The 15,877-nt window shown below is 65.6% G+C and carries 14 protein-coding genes; 5 read left to right on the forward strand and 9 right to left on the reverse strand.

The features are described 5' to 3' along the window. Positions 1-13: 13 nt before the first annotated feature. Both ACYQ0L_RS08625 and polA read right to left on the reverse strand, forming a co-directional pair. A complete protein-coding gene (locus ACYQ0L_RS08625) occupies positions 14-1,369 on the reverse strand; it encodes a sensor histidine kinase (protein ID WP_459788668.1) in 1,356 nt (451 codons plus the stop codon). Then, positions 1,369-4,221 carry a DNA polymerase I gene (polA, locus tag ACYQ0L_RS08630; protein WP_459788669.1) on the reverse strand — a complete coding sequence of 951 codons (2,853 nt, stop codon included), beginning with the start codon at positions 4,219-4,221 and terminating at the stop codon, positions 1,369-1,371. The genes ACYQ0L_RS08625 and polA overlap by 1 nt, the downstream gene beginning before the upstream one ends. 207 nt (positions 4,222-4,428) lie before the next feature. On the opposite strand from polA, the gene ACYQ0L_RS08635 reads away from it, so the two are divergent. Continuing rightward, positions 4,429-4,701, forward strand: a complete 273-nt coding sequence (locus tag ACYQ0L_RS08635; RefSeq protein ID WP_459788671.1) for a hypothetical protein — start codon at positions 4,429-4,431, stop codon at positions 4,699-4,701. 77 nt (positions 4,702-4,778) lie between these two features. On the opposite strand, the gene ACYQ0L_RS08640 is transcribed toward ACYQ0L_RS08635, so the two are convergent. Beyond that, positions 4,779-5,807: a serine hydrolase gene (locus ACYQ0L_RS08640; RefSeq protein WP_459788672.1), complete on the reverse strand. Its 1,029-nt coding sequence runs from the start codon at positions 5,805-5,807 to the stop codon at positions 4,779-4,781. Positions 5,808-5,947: 140 nt separating this feature from the next. Continuing rightward, positions 5,948-6,358 carry a baeRF12 domain-containing protein gene (locus tag ACYQ0L_RS08645; protein ID WP_459788673.1) on the reverse strand — a complete coding sequence of 137 codons (411 nt, stop codon included), beginning with the start codon at positions 6,356-6,358 and terminating at the stop codon, positions 5,948-5,950. A gap of 127 nt (positions 6,359-6,485) precedes the next feature. Between ACYQ0L_RS08645 and ACYQ0L_RS08650 the strand changes: the two genes are divergently transcribed. Next, positions 6,486-8,753, forward strand: coding sequence for a DUF305 domain-containing protein (locus tag ACYQ0L_RS08650; protein WP_459788675.1), 2,268 nt, complete (start codon positions 6,486-6,488; stop codon positions 8,751-8,753). A gap of 50 nt (positions 8,754-8,803) precedes the next feature. On the opposite strand, the gene ACYQ0L_RS08655 is transcribed toward ACYQ0L_RS08650, so the two are convergent. Together ACYQ0L_RS08655 and ACYQ0L_RS08660 are read right to left on the reverse strand one after the other, a co-directional pair. Then, positions 8,804-9,040 carry a helix-turn-helix domain-containing protein gene (locus ACYQ0L_RS08655; RefSeq protein WP_459788676.1) on the reverse strand — a complete coding sequence of 79 codons (237 nt, stop codon included), beginning with the start codon at positions 9,038-9,040 and terminating at the stop codon, positions 8,804-8,806. After that, entirely contained in the window at positions 9,040-9,492 is a 453-nt protein-coding gene (locus ACYQ0L_RS08660) for a DUF2975 domain-containing protein (RefSeq protein WP_459788677.1), read from the reverse strand. Before ACYQ0L_RS08660 ends, ACYQ0L_RS08655 begins: the two co-directional genes overlap by 1 nt. A gap of 74 nt (positions 9,493-9,566) precedes the next feature. Here ACYQ0L_RS08660 and ACYQ0L_RS08665 point away from each other — a divergent pair, with 74 nt between their 5' ends. Both ACYQ0L_RS08665 and ACYQ0L_RS08670 read left to right on the forward strand, forming a co-directional pair. Continuing rightward, positions 9,567-10,511, forward strand: coding sequence for an ATP-binding cassette domain-containing protein (locus ACYQ0L_RS08665; protein WP_459788678.1), 945 nt, complete (start codon positions 9,567-9,569; stop codon positions 10,509-10,511). Then, the gene (locus ACYQ0L_RS08670; RefSeq protein ID WP_459788680.1) at positions 10,508-11,233 is read left to right on the forward strand and encodes an ABC transporter permease; all 726 of its coding nucleotides are present in this window, start codon (positions 10,508-10,510) and stop codon (positions 11,231-11,233) included. The genes ACYQ0L_RS08665 and ACYQ0L_RS08670 overlap by 4 nt, the downstream gene beginning before the upstream one ends. 77 nt (positions 11,234-11,310) lie before the next feature. On the opposite strand, the gene groL is transcribed toward ACYQ0L_RS08670, so the two are convergent. After that, positions 11,311-12,963, reverse strand: coding sequence for a chaperonin GroEL (gene groL / locus ACYQ0L_RS08675; RefSeq protein WP_459788681.1), 1,653 nt, complete (start codon positions 12,961-12,963; stop codon positions 11,311-11,313). Positions 12,964-13,019: 56 nt separating this feature from the next. Continuing rightward, positions 13,020-13,307, reverse strand: a complete 288-nt coding sequence (gene groES, locus ACYQ0L_RS08680; RefSeq protein WP_010409879.1) for a co-chaperone GroES — start codon at positions 13,305-13,307, stop codon at positions 13,020-13,022. 247 nt (positions 13,308-13,554) lie between these two features. Here groES and ACYQ0L_RS08685 point away from each other — a divergent pair, with 247 nt between their 5' ends. Continuing rightward, positions 13,555-14,412, forward strand: a complete 858-nt coding sequence (locus ACYQ0L_RS08685; protein ID WP_459788682.1) for a mechanosensitive ion channel family protein — start codon at positions 13,555-13,557, stop codon at positions 14,410-14,412. On the opposite strand, the gene ACYQ0L_RS08690 is transcribed toward ACYQ0L_RS08685, so the two are convergent. After that, entirely contained in the window at positions 14,393-15,820 is a 1,428-nt protein-coding gene (locus ACYQ0L_RS08690) for an MATE family efflux transporter (protein ID WP_459788683.1), read from the reverse strand. The genes ACYQ0L_RS08685 and ACYQ0L_RS08690 overlap by 20 nt on opposite strands. Positions 15,821-15,877: the final 57 nt, after the last annotated feature.

Genomic DNA, 15,877 nt, shown 5'->3' on the forward strand with positions numbered 1-15,877 from the left:
GCGGGTCGCGCGATCAAGCGGCGGATGTCTGCGGGCTGATCGGGAAGGCGAAGCTGACGGTCACCCCGCGCGGCCCGAAAGTGCGTTCCACCTCGCCGCCGAGTTGCCGCGCAGCGCCGGTCATTAGCGTGCTGCCGAAGCCGCCCTGCGTGGTGTCGCCGGCGGTCTCTTGCGGTTTGTCGGCAACTTTCGCGGTGTCCCAGTCTTCCTGCCATTCGAGGTGCAGCAGGTCGCCATCCTTGCGCAGGCGCACATGCAGCACGCCCTCGTCCTGCCAGCAGCCATATTTCACCGCATTGGTCGCGAGCTCGTGGAGGACCAGCCCCAGCGGGGTCACCTGGACCCGGTCGATGGCCACGTCGTCGCCCTCCATCTCCAGCCGCTTGGCTTCGGAGACGTGGGGTTCGACCGTGGCTTCCACCAGCGCGCGGACCGAGGCTCCGCCATCGCGGTTGAGCCGGTCCGCCGCAGTCCCTGTGCCCTGCGTCACCTCGTGCGCCGTCAACAGCGCGCGGATGCGCGAGCCGACCCGGTCCTTGTAGGCTTCGACATCCTTCGCCTCGCGCGCGCTCATCTGAACGATGGCGAGCACCATGGCGAACAGGTTCTTGACCCGGTGGTTGAGCTCCTGCGCCAGCAGATCGGCCCGGTCGCGCGCGGTTTCGAGCGCGCGCGCCTGCGCGGCCTCGGTTTCCGCCTGCGCCGCCCGCGCGACGAGGACCGCGCCCAGCACGATCGCCCCGATCAGCAGCAGCAGCAACAGGCCGAGGATGGGCACGATCCGTGACTCTGCGGCTCTCGCCCGGGCGCTCTGATTCGCCTGGAGCCGATTTTCCACCGCGGCCAGTCGATCGATCGCAGTGGTCAGCCGCTGCATCGCGTCAAAGCCTTCGCCCATCAGGATACGGCGGCGCGCCTCGCGCAGGTCCCCCCGCTCGACCATGGCGATGGTCTCGTCCAGTTCGGTGAACTTGTCGTCCAGCGCGGCCTCGATGGCGGCCAGTTCGCGTTCCTGCCCTTCGACCGGGCTTTGCGTGATCGCCTCGCGCAATTCGTGCGTGGCATCGGAAACCTTGCTGCGGGACAGCCTGTAGGGTTCGACATAGCGCGGATCGAGCGTGATGAAATAGCCGCGCTGCGCGCTCTCGGCGGAAAGGGCGGCGCGCTCTATCCGGTCCAGCACCCGCAGGATATCGTCGGCCCGTTCGACCTGGATGCGCTCCGCCCGCTCGGCGGCCCCGGTGGAGAGCAGGAGCGCGATCGCGCCGAGGATCGATCCGGCCATCGCGCCCAGCACGAGCCAGTTGAACCAGCGACGGATGAAGACCCGAAAGGGGGCGGGGCGGGGAAACGGACGTTGCGGGGGCATCAATGCGCGTCGTCCCAGTTGCGGCCGGTGCCGATGTCGACCCCAAGCGGGACGCTGAGTTCGACTGCAGGCTGCGCGGCCTCGGCCATGACCGTCTCGATCACCGGCTTCGCCTGTTCGACCAGCCCTTCGGGCAGTTCGAAGACCAGTTCGTCGTGCACCTGCAACAGCATCCGCACGCCGTCCGCGGCGTCGGGCTTCAGGCCTGCGTCGGCCAGCGCCGGCGCCATGCGGGCCATTGCGCGCTTGATGATATCCGCGCTGGTGCCCTGGATCGGCGCATTGATCGCGGCGCGTTCGCTTCCCTGCCGTTCGGCCTGATTCTTCGAATTGATCCGCGGGAACCACGTCTTGCGGCCGAACAGCGTTTCCGAATAGCCGCGCTCGCGCACCCGTTCCAGCGTGGTCACGATGTAGCGCTGGATGCCGGGGAAGCGCGCGAAATAGGTGTCGATCATCTCCTGCGCCTCGTCCGCCTCGACGCCGAGCCGCCCGGCGAGGCCCCAGCGCGAGATACCGTAGAGGATCGCGAAGTTGATCGTCTTGGCGCGCGCGCGCGTATCGCGATCGACGGTGCCGAACATTTCCTGTGCGGTGCGGTTGTGGATGTCCTCGCCCGCAGCGAAGGCGTCGCGCAGCGGGGCCACATCCGCCATGTGCGCGGCCAGCCGCAGTTCGATCTGCGAATAGTCGGCGGCAAGCAGGACATTGCCAGGCTCGGCGACGAAGGCCTGCCGGATCTCGCGGCCGATCTCCGTGCGGATCGGGATGTTCTGCAGGTTCGGGTCGGTCGAGCTCAGCCGCCCGGTCTGGGCGCCGGTGAGGCTGTAGCTGGTGTGGACACGCCCGGTGCTGGGCTTGATCGCTGCCTGCAAAGCGTCGGTATAGGTCGACTTGAGCTTGGCGAGCTGGCGCCATTCGAGCACTTTGGTGGCGATCGGTGCGCCGGTCGCGTCGAGCTTTTCCAGCACCGACTGGTCGGTCGAATACTGGCCGCTCTTGCCCTTCTTACCGCCCTTGTAACCCATTTTCTCGAACAGGATTTCGCCCAGCTGCTTCGGGCTGCCGACCGCGAATTCCTGACCTGCAATCTCGTGAATCTCGCCTTCGAGCCGTGCGGTTTCGGTCGCGAAACGCTCCGAAAGATTGGCGAGCTGTTCGCGGTCGACCTTGATCCCGTGGCGTTCCATTCCGGCGACCACGGGGAGCAGGGGGCGGTCGACCCGCTCATAGACCTTCGTGCCGCCTTCGACGGCGAGGCGCGGTTTGAGGTGCCGGTGCAGCCGCCAGGTGACGTCGGCATCTTCCGCGGCATATTCGGTCGCCCGGTCGAGCGGGACCTCGCCGAAGGGGATCGCCTTCTTGCCGGTGCCGCAGATCTCCTTGAAGGACAGACACGTATGGCCGAGATGGCGTGCGCTAAGCTCGTCCATCCCGTGCCCGCCGCCGATCCCGTCCTGCGACCGGCCCGCGTCGAGCGCGAAGCTGATGATCATCGTGTCGTCGATCGGCGCAACATGGACACCGTGACGGGCGAGTATGTTGACGTCGTACTTGATGTTCTGCCCGACCTTGAGAACGGCGTCGCTTTCGAGCAGCGGTTTGAGCTTCTCCAGCGCGGTGGCCAGCGGCACCTGCTCGGGCTTTTCGGCGAACATGTCGTCGCTGCCGTGGGCGAGGGGAATGTAGCAGGCGTCGTTGGGCCCGACTGCGAGGCTGATGCCCACGAGGTCCGCCTGCATCGCATCGAGCGCGCTGGTTTCGGTATCGACCGCGACAAGCCGCGCCTTGAACGCCTTCTCGATCCACGCCTCGAGTCGCTCGACCGTCTGCACGCATTCATAGGCGCTGCGGTCGACAGCGGGCATCTCTGGGAGCGGCTGGCGGTTGCCTTCCGGCGCGTGCTCCTCGCCCTTGGTCTGCGGTTTGGCGGGGTGGAGCTGCGTGCTCGGCCCGGGCCCGCCATTGCCGCCTTCGAGTCGCCGCAGCAGGCTGTGGAAGCCGTGCTGGTTAAGGAACTGCGCAAGCGGCTCGGGCGGGATCGCGGTCAGCTTCATGTCCTCGATCGGCACCGGCAGCGCGCAGTCCTCCTTCAGCGTCACGAGCACGCGGCTGAGTTCGGCATCGCCGCGATGCTCCAGCAGGCGCTCCTTCAGCTTGCTCTTCTTCATCTCCGGCGCCGCATTGAGCGCAGCGGTGAGCGAGCCGTGATCCTGGATCAGCTTGGTCGCGGTTTTGGGCCCCACGCCGTAGATGCCGGGGATGTTGTCGACCGAATCGCCCATCAGGGCGAGCACGTCGCCAACCAGCTCGGGCGGGACGCCGAACTTCTCCTCGACCTCCTCGGGCCCGATGCGCGCGTTCTTCATCGTGTCGAGCATGTCGATCGTGCCGCCCGCTTCGCTGGTGCCGACCAGCTGCATCAGGTCCTTGTCGGACGAGACGATGGTGACGTCCCAGCCCTGCGATGCGGCCGCGCGGGCGTAGGAGGCGATGATGTCGTCGGCCTCAAGCCCCGCTTCCTCGATGCAGGGGAGCGAGAAGGCGCGCGTCGCATCGCGGATCAGCGGGAATTGCGGGCGCAGGTCTTCGGGCGGTTCGGGCCGGTTGGCCTTGTATTCGGCGTAGAGATCGTTGCGGAAGCTGCGGCTGTCCTTGTCGAGGATCACCGCCAGATGCGTGGGCCCGTCCGCCTTGTCGAGATCCTCGGCCAGCTTCCACAGCATCGTGGTATAGCCATACACCGCGCCGACCGGGGTGCCCTCGGGATTCGTGAGTGGGGGAAGCCGATGATACGCGCGGAAGATATACGCGGAGCCATCGACGAGATAAAGATGCTGCTTGTCGGCCATGGCCCCTGCTAGCAGTGCCCTGCGGGCCCGTCAGCCTGCTTCGTCGGCTGAAAAAAGACCATAAAAAGGCGGAAGCATGACGGCTGCCCCAATTGGGGCTTGTAATGCCACATTCTTGCCATTATCTAGCAATCAGAAGCCGCCGCTGGACGGGGTTTCGACCGCCGCGAATGAAGCGGCCGGACCACTTTGAAAAGGATTACCATTATGCGCAAGATCGTTCTCGCTTCGGCCATCGCCGTTTCGGCTCTCGGCCTCGCCGCTTGCTCGGAAAGCACCGAAGACGCCGCTGAAGCGACCGCTGAAAACGCTGCCGCCGACACCGAAGCCAACGTCGACGCAATGGGCGAAGGCATCGAAGACGCCGCTAACGACACCGGTGAAGCCGTCGACAACGCGACCGCCGAAGCCGAAGAAGAAGCGAACGAAGCGGAAGCCGACATCCAGGGCGAAACCGAAGCCGAAGCCGCTGCCGACTAAGGCGCGCTTCCTTCGGGAAAAAAGAAGGGCGGTGCCGAATGGCGCCGCCCTTTTTTGTGCAAGATTTCGACGGGAGCCTATTGCCCGCCCGAACCGTAATTGGCCGATGCCCACACGCGCCCGTCGCTCGGGGCGCGCTCGCCGAACCCGCGATACAGCGCGCCGGTGATGGTCGCGATCCGTTCGTCGCGCAGCCGCCGCGCTTCCAGCTTCCGGGCGCGGTTGCCGTTTTCGGCAGCCATCGAAAGGCTCTGCCCGGTGACGTAGATCGCGGCCGCGATCGGGCGGCCGTCGGGCGTGTAGAAAATGCCGATATCGCTGGCGGTGCGGCTCAGCGTGCCGGTCTTGTGGGCAAGGTTTGCCGTCATCGGCAGCGCCGAGGTCATCCGGCGCTTGCCGGTTACGGTTTCGGACATGGCGTTCATCAGCACCTGCCGCGAAGAGGGGCTGAGCCACTTGCCCTGGTAGATCCCTGCCAGAAGCTGACCCATTGCGCGCGGCGTCGCACTGTCCTTCAGGTCGATCTCGGTCGCGGGATCGATCCGCCCGTCCTCGCGCACGAGGGCGGCGATGTTCCGGTTCAGCTGGAAATCGCTGATCCCGGCCTGGCGCATCCACGCATTGACCGCGCTGGGGCCACCGACGGCATTGAGCAGGGCGTCGGTGCAATCATTGCAGCTGCGGGTGATCATGAGGTCGAGGTGTTTGCGCGCCGAGATGTAGGTTCCGCGCCCGGGAAGTTCGAATTCGCTCGTCAAGCTCCAGCGGCCCTGATCGACCCCGGCGAGGAAGGTGGCTGCGATGGCAACCTTGCTCGTACTCGCCATCGGGAAGCGCTGATCGGCCAGTACGCCGACCTCCTCACCGGTGGCCAGATCGACGGCGTAAACGCCGATCCGGCCCATCGAGCCATCAGCAAGCGTGGCGATCCGGCGCTCGAACGGGGACTCATAGACCGCTTCGAAACTCTGCGGTGCGCGCACCTGGGTTCCGAAGGTGTTGTCGAATTGGGCTTCGAGCGAGACCTGCTGGGCGGAGGCAGGTGCGAAGGGGAGCGCGGCGGCTGCCAGCGCGATGGCGAATGTGGACCCAAGTTTCCTAAGCATAGCCTCAACTTACCCTATTGCTCGTGTGCGCAGCATTAATGCGTGCCCTTAACACGGTCTCAAGCATAATTTGCCGCTTGCGCAGGATCGACACGACCGATCATGCCAATCCTGCGGTAAGTCGAGGCACGGCTTTGAATTTACTCGGTCTCTGCGATCACTTTCGCGATCCTGTCGAGCGGTTCGCCGGTCACGGTCTTGTCGATTTCGCCGACCAGGGCCTTCTCCAGCGCGGTGTGATAATGACGGCGCATCTCGCCCAGCGTCTTGGGATCGGCCATCACCATGACCTGCGACAGGTCGCCCGAGATGGCCTTGGAGTTGAGCCATTCGGCCACCGCCGCACCGTGCGCGAGTTCGTTGAGGTCGGTTGCACCGGTCTTCTGCCCGGCATCGTCCTGGTGCCGCACGCCCGCGCTGAAATTGCTGGGATCGAGGCCCGGCTCCTTGACCATCTCGAGCGTCGGCTCGAACGGCGCACCGGTATTCTTGAGCAACATGAAGCGATTTCCATCGACGACAGCGACGTGGGCATTGTGCGGTAGTTTCATCAGGCAAGTCTCCTTTTCCCCCACCAACACGCGAGCGCGCAAATTGTTGCGGAGAACGCACGGAAAACCTGCCCTTTTCCTCCGGCGCAAAAGCAGTAAGGTCGCCCCCAAAACGGGGAGTATCGACATGACCATCCGCACTTTTACCACCGCCGCCAGCCTTCTCACGCTTGCTTCGGCCATCGCCACACCGCTCGCCGCGCAGGATGCGCCGATCATCCAGCCGGGTGCCCCCGGGCAGGAGAACCGCACCTTGCGGGCGGAGGATGCGACGAAGCTGGCTGGAACCACCTTCGCCCCAGCCGACGCGCAGTTCATGCAAATGATGATCCCGCATCACGCGCAGGCGACCGAGATGACCGCGCTGGTGGAAGAGCGGACGAGCAATGAGGACATCGTTGCCATGGCCGGGCGGATCGACGCCGGCCAGGCCGACGAGATCGCCTTCATGCGCGACTGGCTTGCCGCGCGCGGCCTGCCCGCGCAGATGCAGCACACCGCCCAGAGCATGGGCGGCATGACCCATGCCGAGTACATGGCCCATATGAACGAGAGCATGGGCATGGCGACGCCAGAGCAGATGGCGCGCCTCGCCTCGCTCAACGGGGCCGCGTTCGATGCGCTGTTCCTCGAACTGATGACGCGCCACCATCGCGGCGCGATCGAGATGGTCAACGACCTGCTGGACCAGCCGGGCACGGCCTACGACCCGGTGATGTTCGAATTCGTCAACGACATCCGCAACGAACAGCAGGGCGAGATCGATCGGATGAACGCGATCGCATCGGATCTTTCGGACGATCCGCGCGCCGGGCTCGCCGCAGGCTTCCGCGATGCGGGCGAGGCGATCAGCAACCTGCGCCTGGTCACGGCGATGCCCAAGCCGACCGGCTTTTTCGACCCGGCCAACCCGGCGCAGCTGCAGCCCCGGATCGAGGACGAGGACGGGGACGAAAGCGAAGAGGGCGAGGAGGCCGAACTGCTCGCCGCGACCAAGCCCGATCCGCGGGATGAGGAAGACGAGGAGAGCGAGGATCGTTTCGGCCAGCGCGGATCGCTGCTGAGCTTCGCCAATACCGACCTCGCCTTCTCCGGCGACCTGATGGTGGCGGGCAACTACCACGGGTGGAACGCCTATCGCCTCGGCGAGGACGGAGTGCCCCAGCTGGTCAGCTCGGTCGTGTGCCCCGGCGGGCAGGGCGACGTCTCGATCGTCGGCGACCTGCTGATCATGAGCGTACAGGACAGCCGCGCGCGCAAGGATTGCGGGTTGCAGGGGGTCGAGGGCCGGGTGAGCGAGGATCGCTTCCGCGGCGTGCGCATCTTCGATATTTCGGACATCACCAATCCGCGCCAGGTCGGCCTGGTGCAGACCTGCCGGGGGAGCCACACGCACTCGGTCGTCTCGGCGGACGAGCGGCGGATCGTGGTCTACAATTCGGGCACGAGCTACGTGCGCGACGACGCCGAGCTCGCCGGCTGCTTCGATACCGCTGGCGACGAAACCGCGCTGTTCAGCATCGATGTGATCGAGATCCCGCTCGCCGACCCGTCGCGATCGCGGATCGTCGACAGCCCGCGCGTCTTCGCGAGGGACGGGCAGATCGCCGGGCTGTGGCGCGGCGGCGACCACGGGGAAGGCACCCAGGATACCTACGTCACCAACCAGTGCCACGACATCACGGTGTTCCCGGCCAAGAACATCGCGGCGGGCGCTTGCTCCGGCAATGGCATCATTCTCGATATCTCGAACCCCACCGCGCCCAAGCGGATCGACGACGTCACCGACAAGGGCTTCGCCTACTGGCACTCCGCCACCTTCAACAACGACGGCACCAAGGTGCTGTTCACCGATGAATGGGGCGGTGGCGGCCGTCCGCGCTGCCAGTCGGGCGACCCGCGCAACTGGGGTGCGGATGCGATCTATTCGCTCAAGGAGGGCGAGCTGACCTTCGAAAGCCTGTTCAAGCTGCCCGCGCCGCAGAGCGACATGGAAAACTGCGTGGCGCATAACGGATCGATCATCCCGGTGCCCGGGCGCGATATCTTCGTGCAGGCCTGGTATCAGGGCGGCATCAGCGTGATCGACTTCACCGATTCGCAGAACCCGATCGAGATCGCCTATTTCGACCGTGGCCCGGTGGATGAAGAGCAGCTGATCACCGGCGGCTACTGGAGCGCCTACTGGTACAAGGGTCGCATCTACGGCACCGAGATCGCGCGCGGGCTCGACGTGTTCGCGCTTGAGCCGAGCGAATTCCTCACCGCCGAAGAGATCGCCGCAGCCGAGGCGGCGCAGTACCAGGGCGATGTCTTCAACCCGCAGACGCAGACGCAGGTCACCTGGCCTGCCGACGTGATCGCGGCAGTGGAGGCGAACCGCAAGGGTGGGTGAGGTCGAATGAGCGGGGATGCGCGCCGCGCGCTGCGCACCCCCGCCTGGCGTTACCGGTCGTCCGCCTCCGGCAGGTCCGTGTTGGCGAAATGGTAGTCGAGCAGGTCGCCGGGTCGACACTCCAGCGCGGCGCACATCGCGTTCAGCGTTGCGAAGCGAATGCCGCGGACCTTTCCCGATCGGAACAGCGACAGCTGCGTTTCGCTGATATTGATCCTCTGTGCGAGTTGCTTGCCGGTCATGCCACGCTTCTCCAGCATGGCATCGAGGGTCACGCGGACCGGCATCAGAAGAACTCTTCCAGTTCCTGCGCCATGTCTTCCGCCTGACGCCAGAGCCCGGAGAGCACCATCATCATCAGGCCCACGGCCGCCAGTGTAAGCGTAGCCGGATCGAAAGAGGCCACCGGGCCGGGGCCATCCTGAAGCAGCAGCCGCAGCCAGGAGACGCCGAAAGTCGCCAGTGCCGCGCCGAGCGTCAGCGCCAGACCCACCTGCCACAGCAGGCGGCGCGTGGCCGCGCCGAAGTGCTCTCCCGAAATGATGTGCTTCGCTGCTCTGATGCAGGCCCACAGGGCGTAGAGATAAAGGACGGCGGGAAGGCGCGCGATAGCGATGTCCGCGATCCACCGGCGCCCATCGGGCTGCCACAGGAGGTGCGAGAATTCGAAGAGGATCGCGGCCAGAAGCACGAGGAATACGGCCGTCGAGAGCCAGAGCGAGAGGCGGATCGCGGACATGAGGAATTTAACCTTGACTTAAATCCTGGAGGGCGGAATCATTTAACTCTGAATTAAATTCGGAGGCAAGTGAAATGTCCCCTGCAATCCAGACCAATGGCCTGTCTCTGGCGCTTGGCGGGCACCGGATCGTTCGCGATGTCGATATGGTCGTGCCGGAGGGGGCGGTTTACGGCTTCCTGGGCCCCAATGGCGCGGGCAAGAGTACGGTCATGCGGCTGATCGTGGGGCTGTTGCGTCCGTCGTCCGGCGCGGTGTCGCTCTTCGGCAAGGATCTCGCGCAGCATAAGCGCGGGCTGCTCGGGCAGGTCGGGGTGCTGATCGAGACACATGGCCTCTACGAACACCTCACCGGGCGGGAGAATCTCCTGCTCGCCTGTCGTCTGCGGGGCATCGACAGGAATGATATCGGCCGCGTTCTCGACGCGGTGTCGATGCGCAAGGCCGCCGACCGCGCGGTGAAGACCTACTCGCTCGGGATGAAGCAGCGGACCGCGCTGGCGCGCGCGCTGCTGGGCGAACCCCGACTGGTGTTGCTGGACGAGCCGACCAACGGGCTCGACCCCGAAGGGATCATGGCGATGCGCGATCTGATTCGCGATCTGCCGACGCGTTTCGGTGCGACTGTCCTGCTGTCGAGCCACCTGCTGGGCGAGGTGGAAGAGGTGGCCGGTCATATCGGCATGCTCCGGCAGGGAGAACTGGTCGCGCAGGGGCCGTTGAGCGAGCTGAGTGAAACCGAACCGGTCGTCGCGATCGCCACCGACCGGCAGGCCGAGGCGCGGGCCGCGCTCGCTGCGCTCGGTCTCGAAGAAGATGCTGCCTCCGCCGATGGACGACTGCGGTTTCGCATGGGCGGCTTCACCGCGCCCCAGATCAACCGGACGCTCGTGGAACGGGGCTTCGCGGTCTCCGCTCTCGCGCAGGAGAGGCGCGGGCTCGAGGGCCTCTACCAGGAAAAGCTCGGTTCGCGCCCGGCGTTCGAGCCCGACGATATGAAGAAGGGGCTTGTCCGATGATCCGTCTGGTCGAAGTCGAACTGCGCAAGCTGCGCGGCTCGCTGATCCTGCTGTTGGTCCTCGCCCCGCCTCTGCTGCCGGGACTGCTGATCGCGCTGGCGATGGCCACCAACGAGGGCGCGCCCTCGTGGGGTCAGCTGATCGGTCGGCTGACCGTGCCCCTATGGGCCATGTTCCTGAACCCGATCCTGCTCGCCACCGTGGCGACGCTGATGGGCCAGATCGAATATCGCAGCAGCAGCTGGTCCTTCATGCTCGTCCAGCCCCAGCCGCGCTGGCAGGTATTCCTGACCAAGCTCGGCATCCTGTGGGCGCTCCACATCCTGATGGTGGCGGTGGCGATTGCGGGCGCGATCCTCGCGGGCTTGGGCATGGGTTATCTGACGGGCCAAATCCCGACCGGTATCGTGCCGCTGAGCGATTCGGCCCGTTTCGTTGCGCTGATGTCTCTCGGCAGCCTCGGCATCCTTTCCATTCAGCTGTGGGTGGCCCTGCGGTGGAACAACTTCGTCGTGTCCCTCGCGCTTGGCATCGGGGGAACGCTCGTGGCGCTGGCGGTGCTTCTGACCGGCACGGACCAGGCCAGCTGGTTTCCGTGGGTGATCGCGCTGCGCTCCGCCACCGCTGACACCGCGGCAGGCTTCGTACAGGCAGGCGCCCTTCTGGGGCTGGCGCTCAGCCCTCCGATGCTGTTCGACCTGCAACGACGAGCCTTCAGGTAATGAACGAAGAAGCCCCGCCGGATCGCTCCGACGGGGCCTTTTCTTTGCCGTAACGGCAGGCGTGGTTGGGAGAGGGCTTAGAAGCCCATTCCGCCCATTCCGCCGCCCATGCCGCCCATGTCGGGCATGCCGCCACCGGACGACTTGTCTTCCGGTACTTCGGAGACCGCCGCTTCGGTGGTGATCAGCAGGCCGGCAACCGAAGCCGCATCCTGCAGTGCGGTGCGTACGACCTTGGTCGGGTCGATCACGCCGGCCTTAACCAGGTTCTCGTAGGTGTCGGTCGCGGCGTTGAAGCCCATCGTCTCGTCGCCTTCGCGCAGAAGGTTACCCGAAACCACCGCACCGTCGTGACCGGCATTGGTCGCGATCTGGCGGATCGGCGCGAGGATTGCGCGACGCACGATGTCGATACCGCGGATCTGGTCGTCGTTCTCGCCCTTGATGCCGTCGAGGGCCTTCGAGGCGTAGAGCAGCGCGGTACCGCCGCCCGGAACGATGCCTTCTTCGACGGCTGCGCGGGTTGCGTGCAGCGCATCGTCGACGCGGTCCTTGCGTTCCTTCACTTCGACTTCGGTGGCACCGCCGACCTTGATCACGGCCACGCCGCCAGCAAGCTTGGCGAGACGTTCCTGCAGCTTTTCCTTGTCGTAGTCGCTGCTGGTGTTGTCGATCTGCGTGCGGATTTCACCGACGCGCGCCTGGATGTCGGCTTCTTCACCGGCACCGTCGACGATCGTGGTGTTGTCCTTGTCGATCGTGACGCGCTTGGCCTGGCCGAGCATGTTCAGCGTGACGTTCTCCAGCTTGATGCCGAGATCTTCGCTGACCATTTCGCCCTTCGTCAGGATCGCGATGTCCTGCAGCATCGCCTTGCGACGATCGCCGAAGCCCGGAGCCTTGACCGCAGCAACCTTCAGGCCGCCGCGCAGCTTGTTGACCACGAGGGTGGCCAACGCTTCGCCTTCGATGTCTTCCGCGATGATGAGGAGCGGACGGCCGCTCTGCACAGCCGCTTCGAGGATCGGCAGCATGGCCTGCAGGTTCGACAGCTTCTTTTCGAAGATCAGGATGTAGGGATCATCCAGCTCGACGGTCATCTTGTCGGGGTTGGTGATGAAGTAGGGCGACAGGTAGCCGCGGTCGAACTGCATGCCTTCGACGGTCTCGAGCTCGAATTCGAGGCCCTTCGATTCGTCGACGGTGATCACGCCTTCCTTGCCGACCTTTTCCATCGCTTCGGCGATCTTCTCGCCGACTTCGCGGTCGCCATTGGCGGAGATCACGCCGACCTGGGCGATTTCGCTGGTGCCGGACACGTCCTTCGAACGGCCCTTGAGGTCTTCGACGACCTTGGTCACGGCGAGGTCGATACCGCGCTTGAGGTCCATCGGGTTCATGCCCGCGGCGACCGACTTCATGCCTTCGTTCACGATCGACTGTGCCAGCACGGTCGCGGTGGTGGTGCCGTCACCGGCGGCGTCGTTCGCCTTCGATGCGACTTCCTTGATCATCTGCGCGCCCATGTTCTCGAACTTGTCCTTAAGTTCGATTTCCTTGGCGACGGTGACGCCGTCCTTGGTGATGCGGGGTGCGCCGAAGCTCTTGTCGATCACGACATTGCGGCCCTTGGGGCCGAGCGTGACCTTGACGGCATTAGCGAGGGTGTCGACGCCGCGCAGAATGCCTTCGCGGGCTTCGCGGCCGAACTTTACGTCCTTGGCTGCCATTTTCGGGGTTCTCCTGAAATGAGTCTAAAGTGGTCTTGGAAGCGAGAGGGGTCGGCTCAGCCGACGATCCCGAGGATGTCGCTTTCCTTCATGATCAGCAGGTCTTCGCCGTCGATCTTGATCTCTTCGGCGCCCCACTTCTTGAACAGGACGCGGTCGCCTTCCTTAACGTCGAGCGGGGTGACCGTGCCGTCTTCGGCCTTGGCACCCGAACCGACGGCCACGATCTGGCCTTCGCTGGGCTTTTCCTGCGCGCTGTCGGGGATGATGATGCCGCCGGCGGTCTTTTCCTCGGCTTCGATGCGACGGACCAGAACACGGTCGTGCAGCGGACGAAATGCCATGCTTGATACCTCTTGCTAGGGTGAAAAACGGGTGTTGGCACTCTCGTACGAAGAGTGCCAGCAGGGCCGATATGTGCAGCCGGGGTTCGCGCGTCAAGCAGGGGCCGGGATAAAAAGTTGCGGGCGCCGGACGGGCCGATCGCAGGCTTCTCGGGTCGTTTTTTGCCGCTCGTGCGTAGCCTCATAAGCGCGGCCCCACAGTGGTGGGTGCCGCATCCGTTTCAAGACCCGAGCTAGCAGGACGAGCATGGCTTCTCAAACCCAGACCCCTTCCAATCCTTCCGCCCCCGGCGTGGACCTCAGCTTCGTGGCGAGCATCGTCGACTGGCTGCAGGCCAACATCATGCAGATCATCGGTGCCTTTGCGGTGCTGGTGATCGGCCTGCTGATTGCGGGCGTCCTATCGCGCTGGGCCGAACGCGCGCTGTCGAAATCGTCCAAGTTCGAACCGACCATCGCGAACTTCCTGTCCAACATGGTCAAATATGCGCTGTGGGCGGTCGTGCTCGTCACGGTGCTGAGCCAGTTCGGGGTGGAGACGACCAGCATCATCGCCGCGCTGGGCGGCATGGCGCTGGCCATCGGCCTCGCGCTGCAGGGCACGCTGAGCAATGTCGCCTCGGGCGTCATGATCCTCGTCCAGCGGCCCTTCGTGGTGGGCGAGGCGATTACGGTCGACCGCTTTACCGCGACCGTGCAGCGTATCGGCCTGTTCACGACCGAGCTCAAGCAGTTCGACGGGCTGTTCGTGATGGTCCCCAATTCGGAGCTGTGGAACCAGCCGATCGTCAATCTCAACCGTCACCCGACCCGCCGGATCGAGCTGATCGTGGGCATCGGCTACGACGACAGCATGCAGCAGGCGCGCGAGACGCTGCTGGCGCTGGCCGGGGCGGACGAGCGGGTGTTGGCCGATCCCGAACCGCAGGCCTTCGTCGCCTCGCTCGACGATTCATCGGTCGGCATCGGCCTGCGCGTGTGGTGCCCGACGAGCGATTACATGGCGCTGACGTGGGACCTGACCGAAGCGGCCAAGGCCAGGTTCGACGAGGCCGGGATCACGATCCCCTACCCGCAGCGCGAGGTTACGCAGAAGGCGGCCTGATCACGTCCTCGCCCGGCTGGATGCGGGTGAGGCCCAGCGCCTCGCGCCGCGCCCAGCGCCAGGTGAGGAGGCCCGCGGCGAAGGCGAGCCCGGCGGCGAGGCCGATCCAGATGCCGACCCCCGCAAGGTGCGTCGCGAAGCCGAGGACCAGCGATCCGCCGAAGCCCGGCACCCAGTAGGAGAAGATCGCGATCCACATCGGGATGCGCGTATCCTGCAGACCCCGCAGTGCGCCCGCGGCGACCGCCTGGACCCCGTCGACCAGCTGGAACGCGGCGGCCACCAGCAGGTAGCGGGTGGCGAAGGCGACCAGCCCGGCATTCGCCGCGTCCCACGGATCGATATAGATCGCCAGCAGCGGCTCGGGGATCAGGACCATCGCGCTCGCGGTGAAGCTCATGAACAGCAGCGCGATGCCGATCCCGCTCCAGCCCGCACGGGCCATGCCCTCGCCGTCGCGCGCACCGTAGAAATAGCCGACCCTGATGGTCGTCGCCTGCCCGACGCCGAACGGCACCTGGAAGGCGAGCGCGGCGATCTGCAAAGCGATGGTGTGCGCGGCGAGCTGGGCCGCCCCGATATTGCCCATCAGGAAGGCGGCGGCACCGAACACGCCCGCCTCGGCGCAGATCATCAGCGCGATCGGCGTGCCGATCCGCACGATCTGGGCGAAGGCCTGCCAGTCGGGCACCCACCAGCGTCCGAAGATGTGGTAGCGGTGCAGGCGCGGGTCGATCCGGATCGCGATCACATAGGCGACCATCGTGAACAGCGAGGTCATCAGCGTCGCCACCGCCGCCCCGGGCAGGCCAAGCTCGGGCGCGCCCCAGTTGCCGAAGATGAAGGCGTAGTTGCCGATGGCGTTGACCCCGATGCCGAGCGCGGTGATCGCCGTCGCGAAGATCGGGCGGTCGAGCGCGGACACGAAACTGCGCAGCACGTTGTTGATGAGGAAGGGGATGGTCGAGCAGAGCAGCACAGTCGCATAGCTCTGCCCCAGCGCGGCCAGCACGGGATCCTGCCCGGTGAGCAGCGCGAACTGTTCGAACCCCAGCATCAGGGCCATCCCGGCCGCCCCGCTCAGCACCGCGAGCCACAGCGCCATGCGGGTCGCGCGCCGCACGGGGCGCAGCGCGGGCGCCCGCGCGCCGAGCGCGGCGGAAATCACTGCCGACACCGCGCCGGTCAGTCCCGACAGAGCCCACACGATCAGCCCGAAGACCGACACGACGAGGGCGGATGCCGCCAGCGCCTGCTCGCCCAACCGCGCGATGAAGATCACGTCGATCGCGTAGGTCAGCATCTGCAGCAGGTTGGCGAGCGCCAGCGGCCAGCTGAGCCGCAGGGTGGCGGCAATCTCGGTGCGCCAGGGGGACGAATCCCGCGAGAGAGGGGTAATATCTGTCATAAAAAGCCGGCCCGGATATGGGGCGCGAACCGGCTTGCCTAGAGCCTGCGCGCCCTC

It is taken from the genome of Alteriqipengyuania triglochinis, assembly GCF_054655655.1.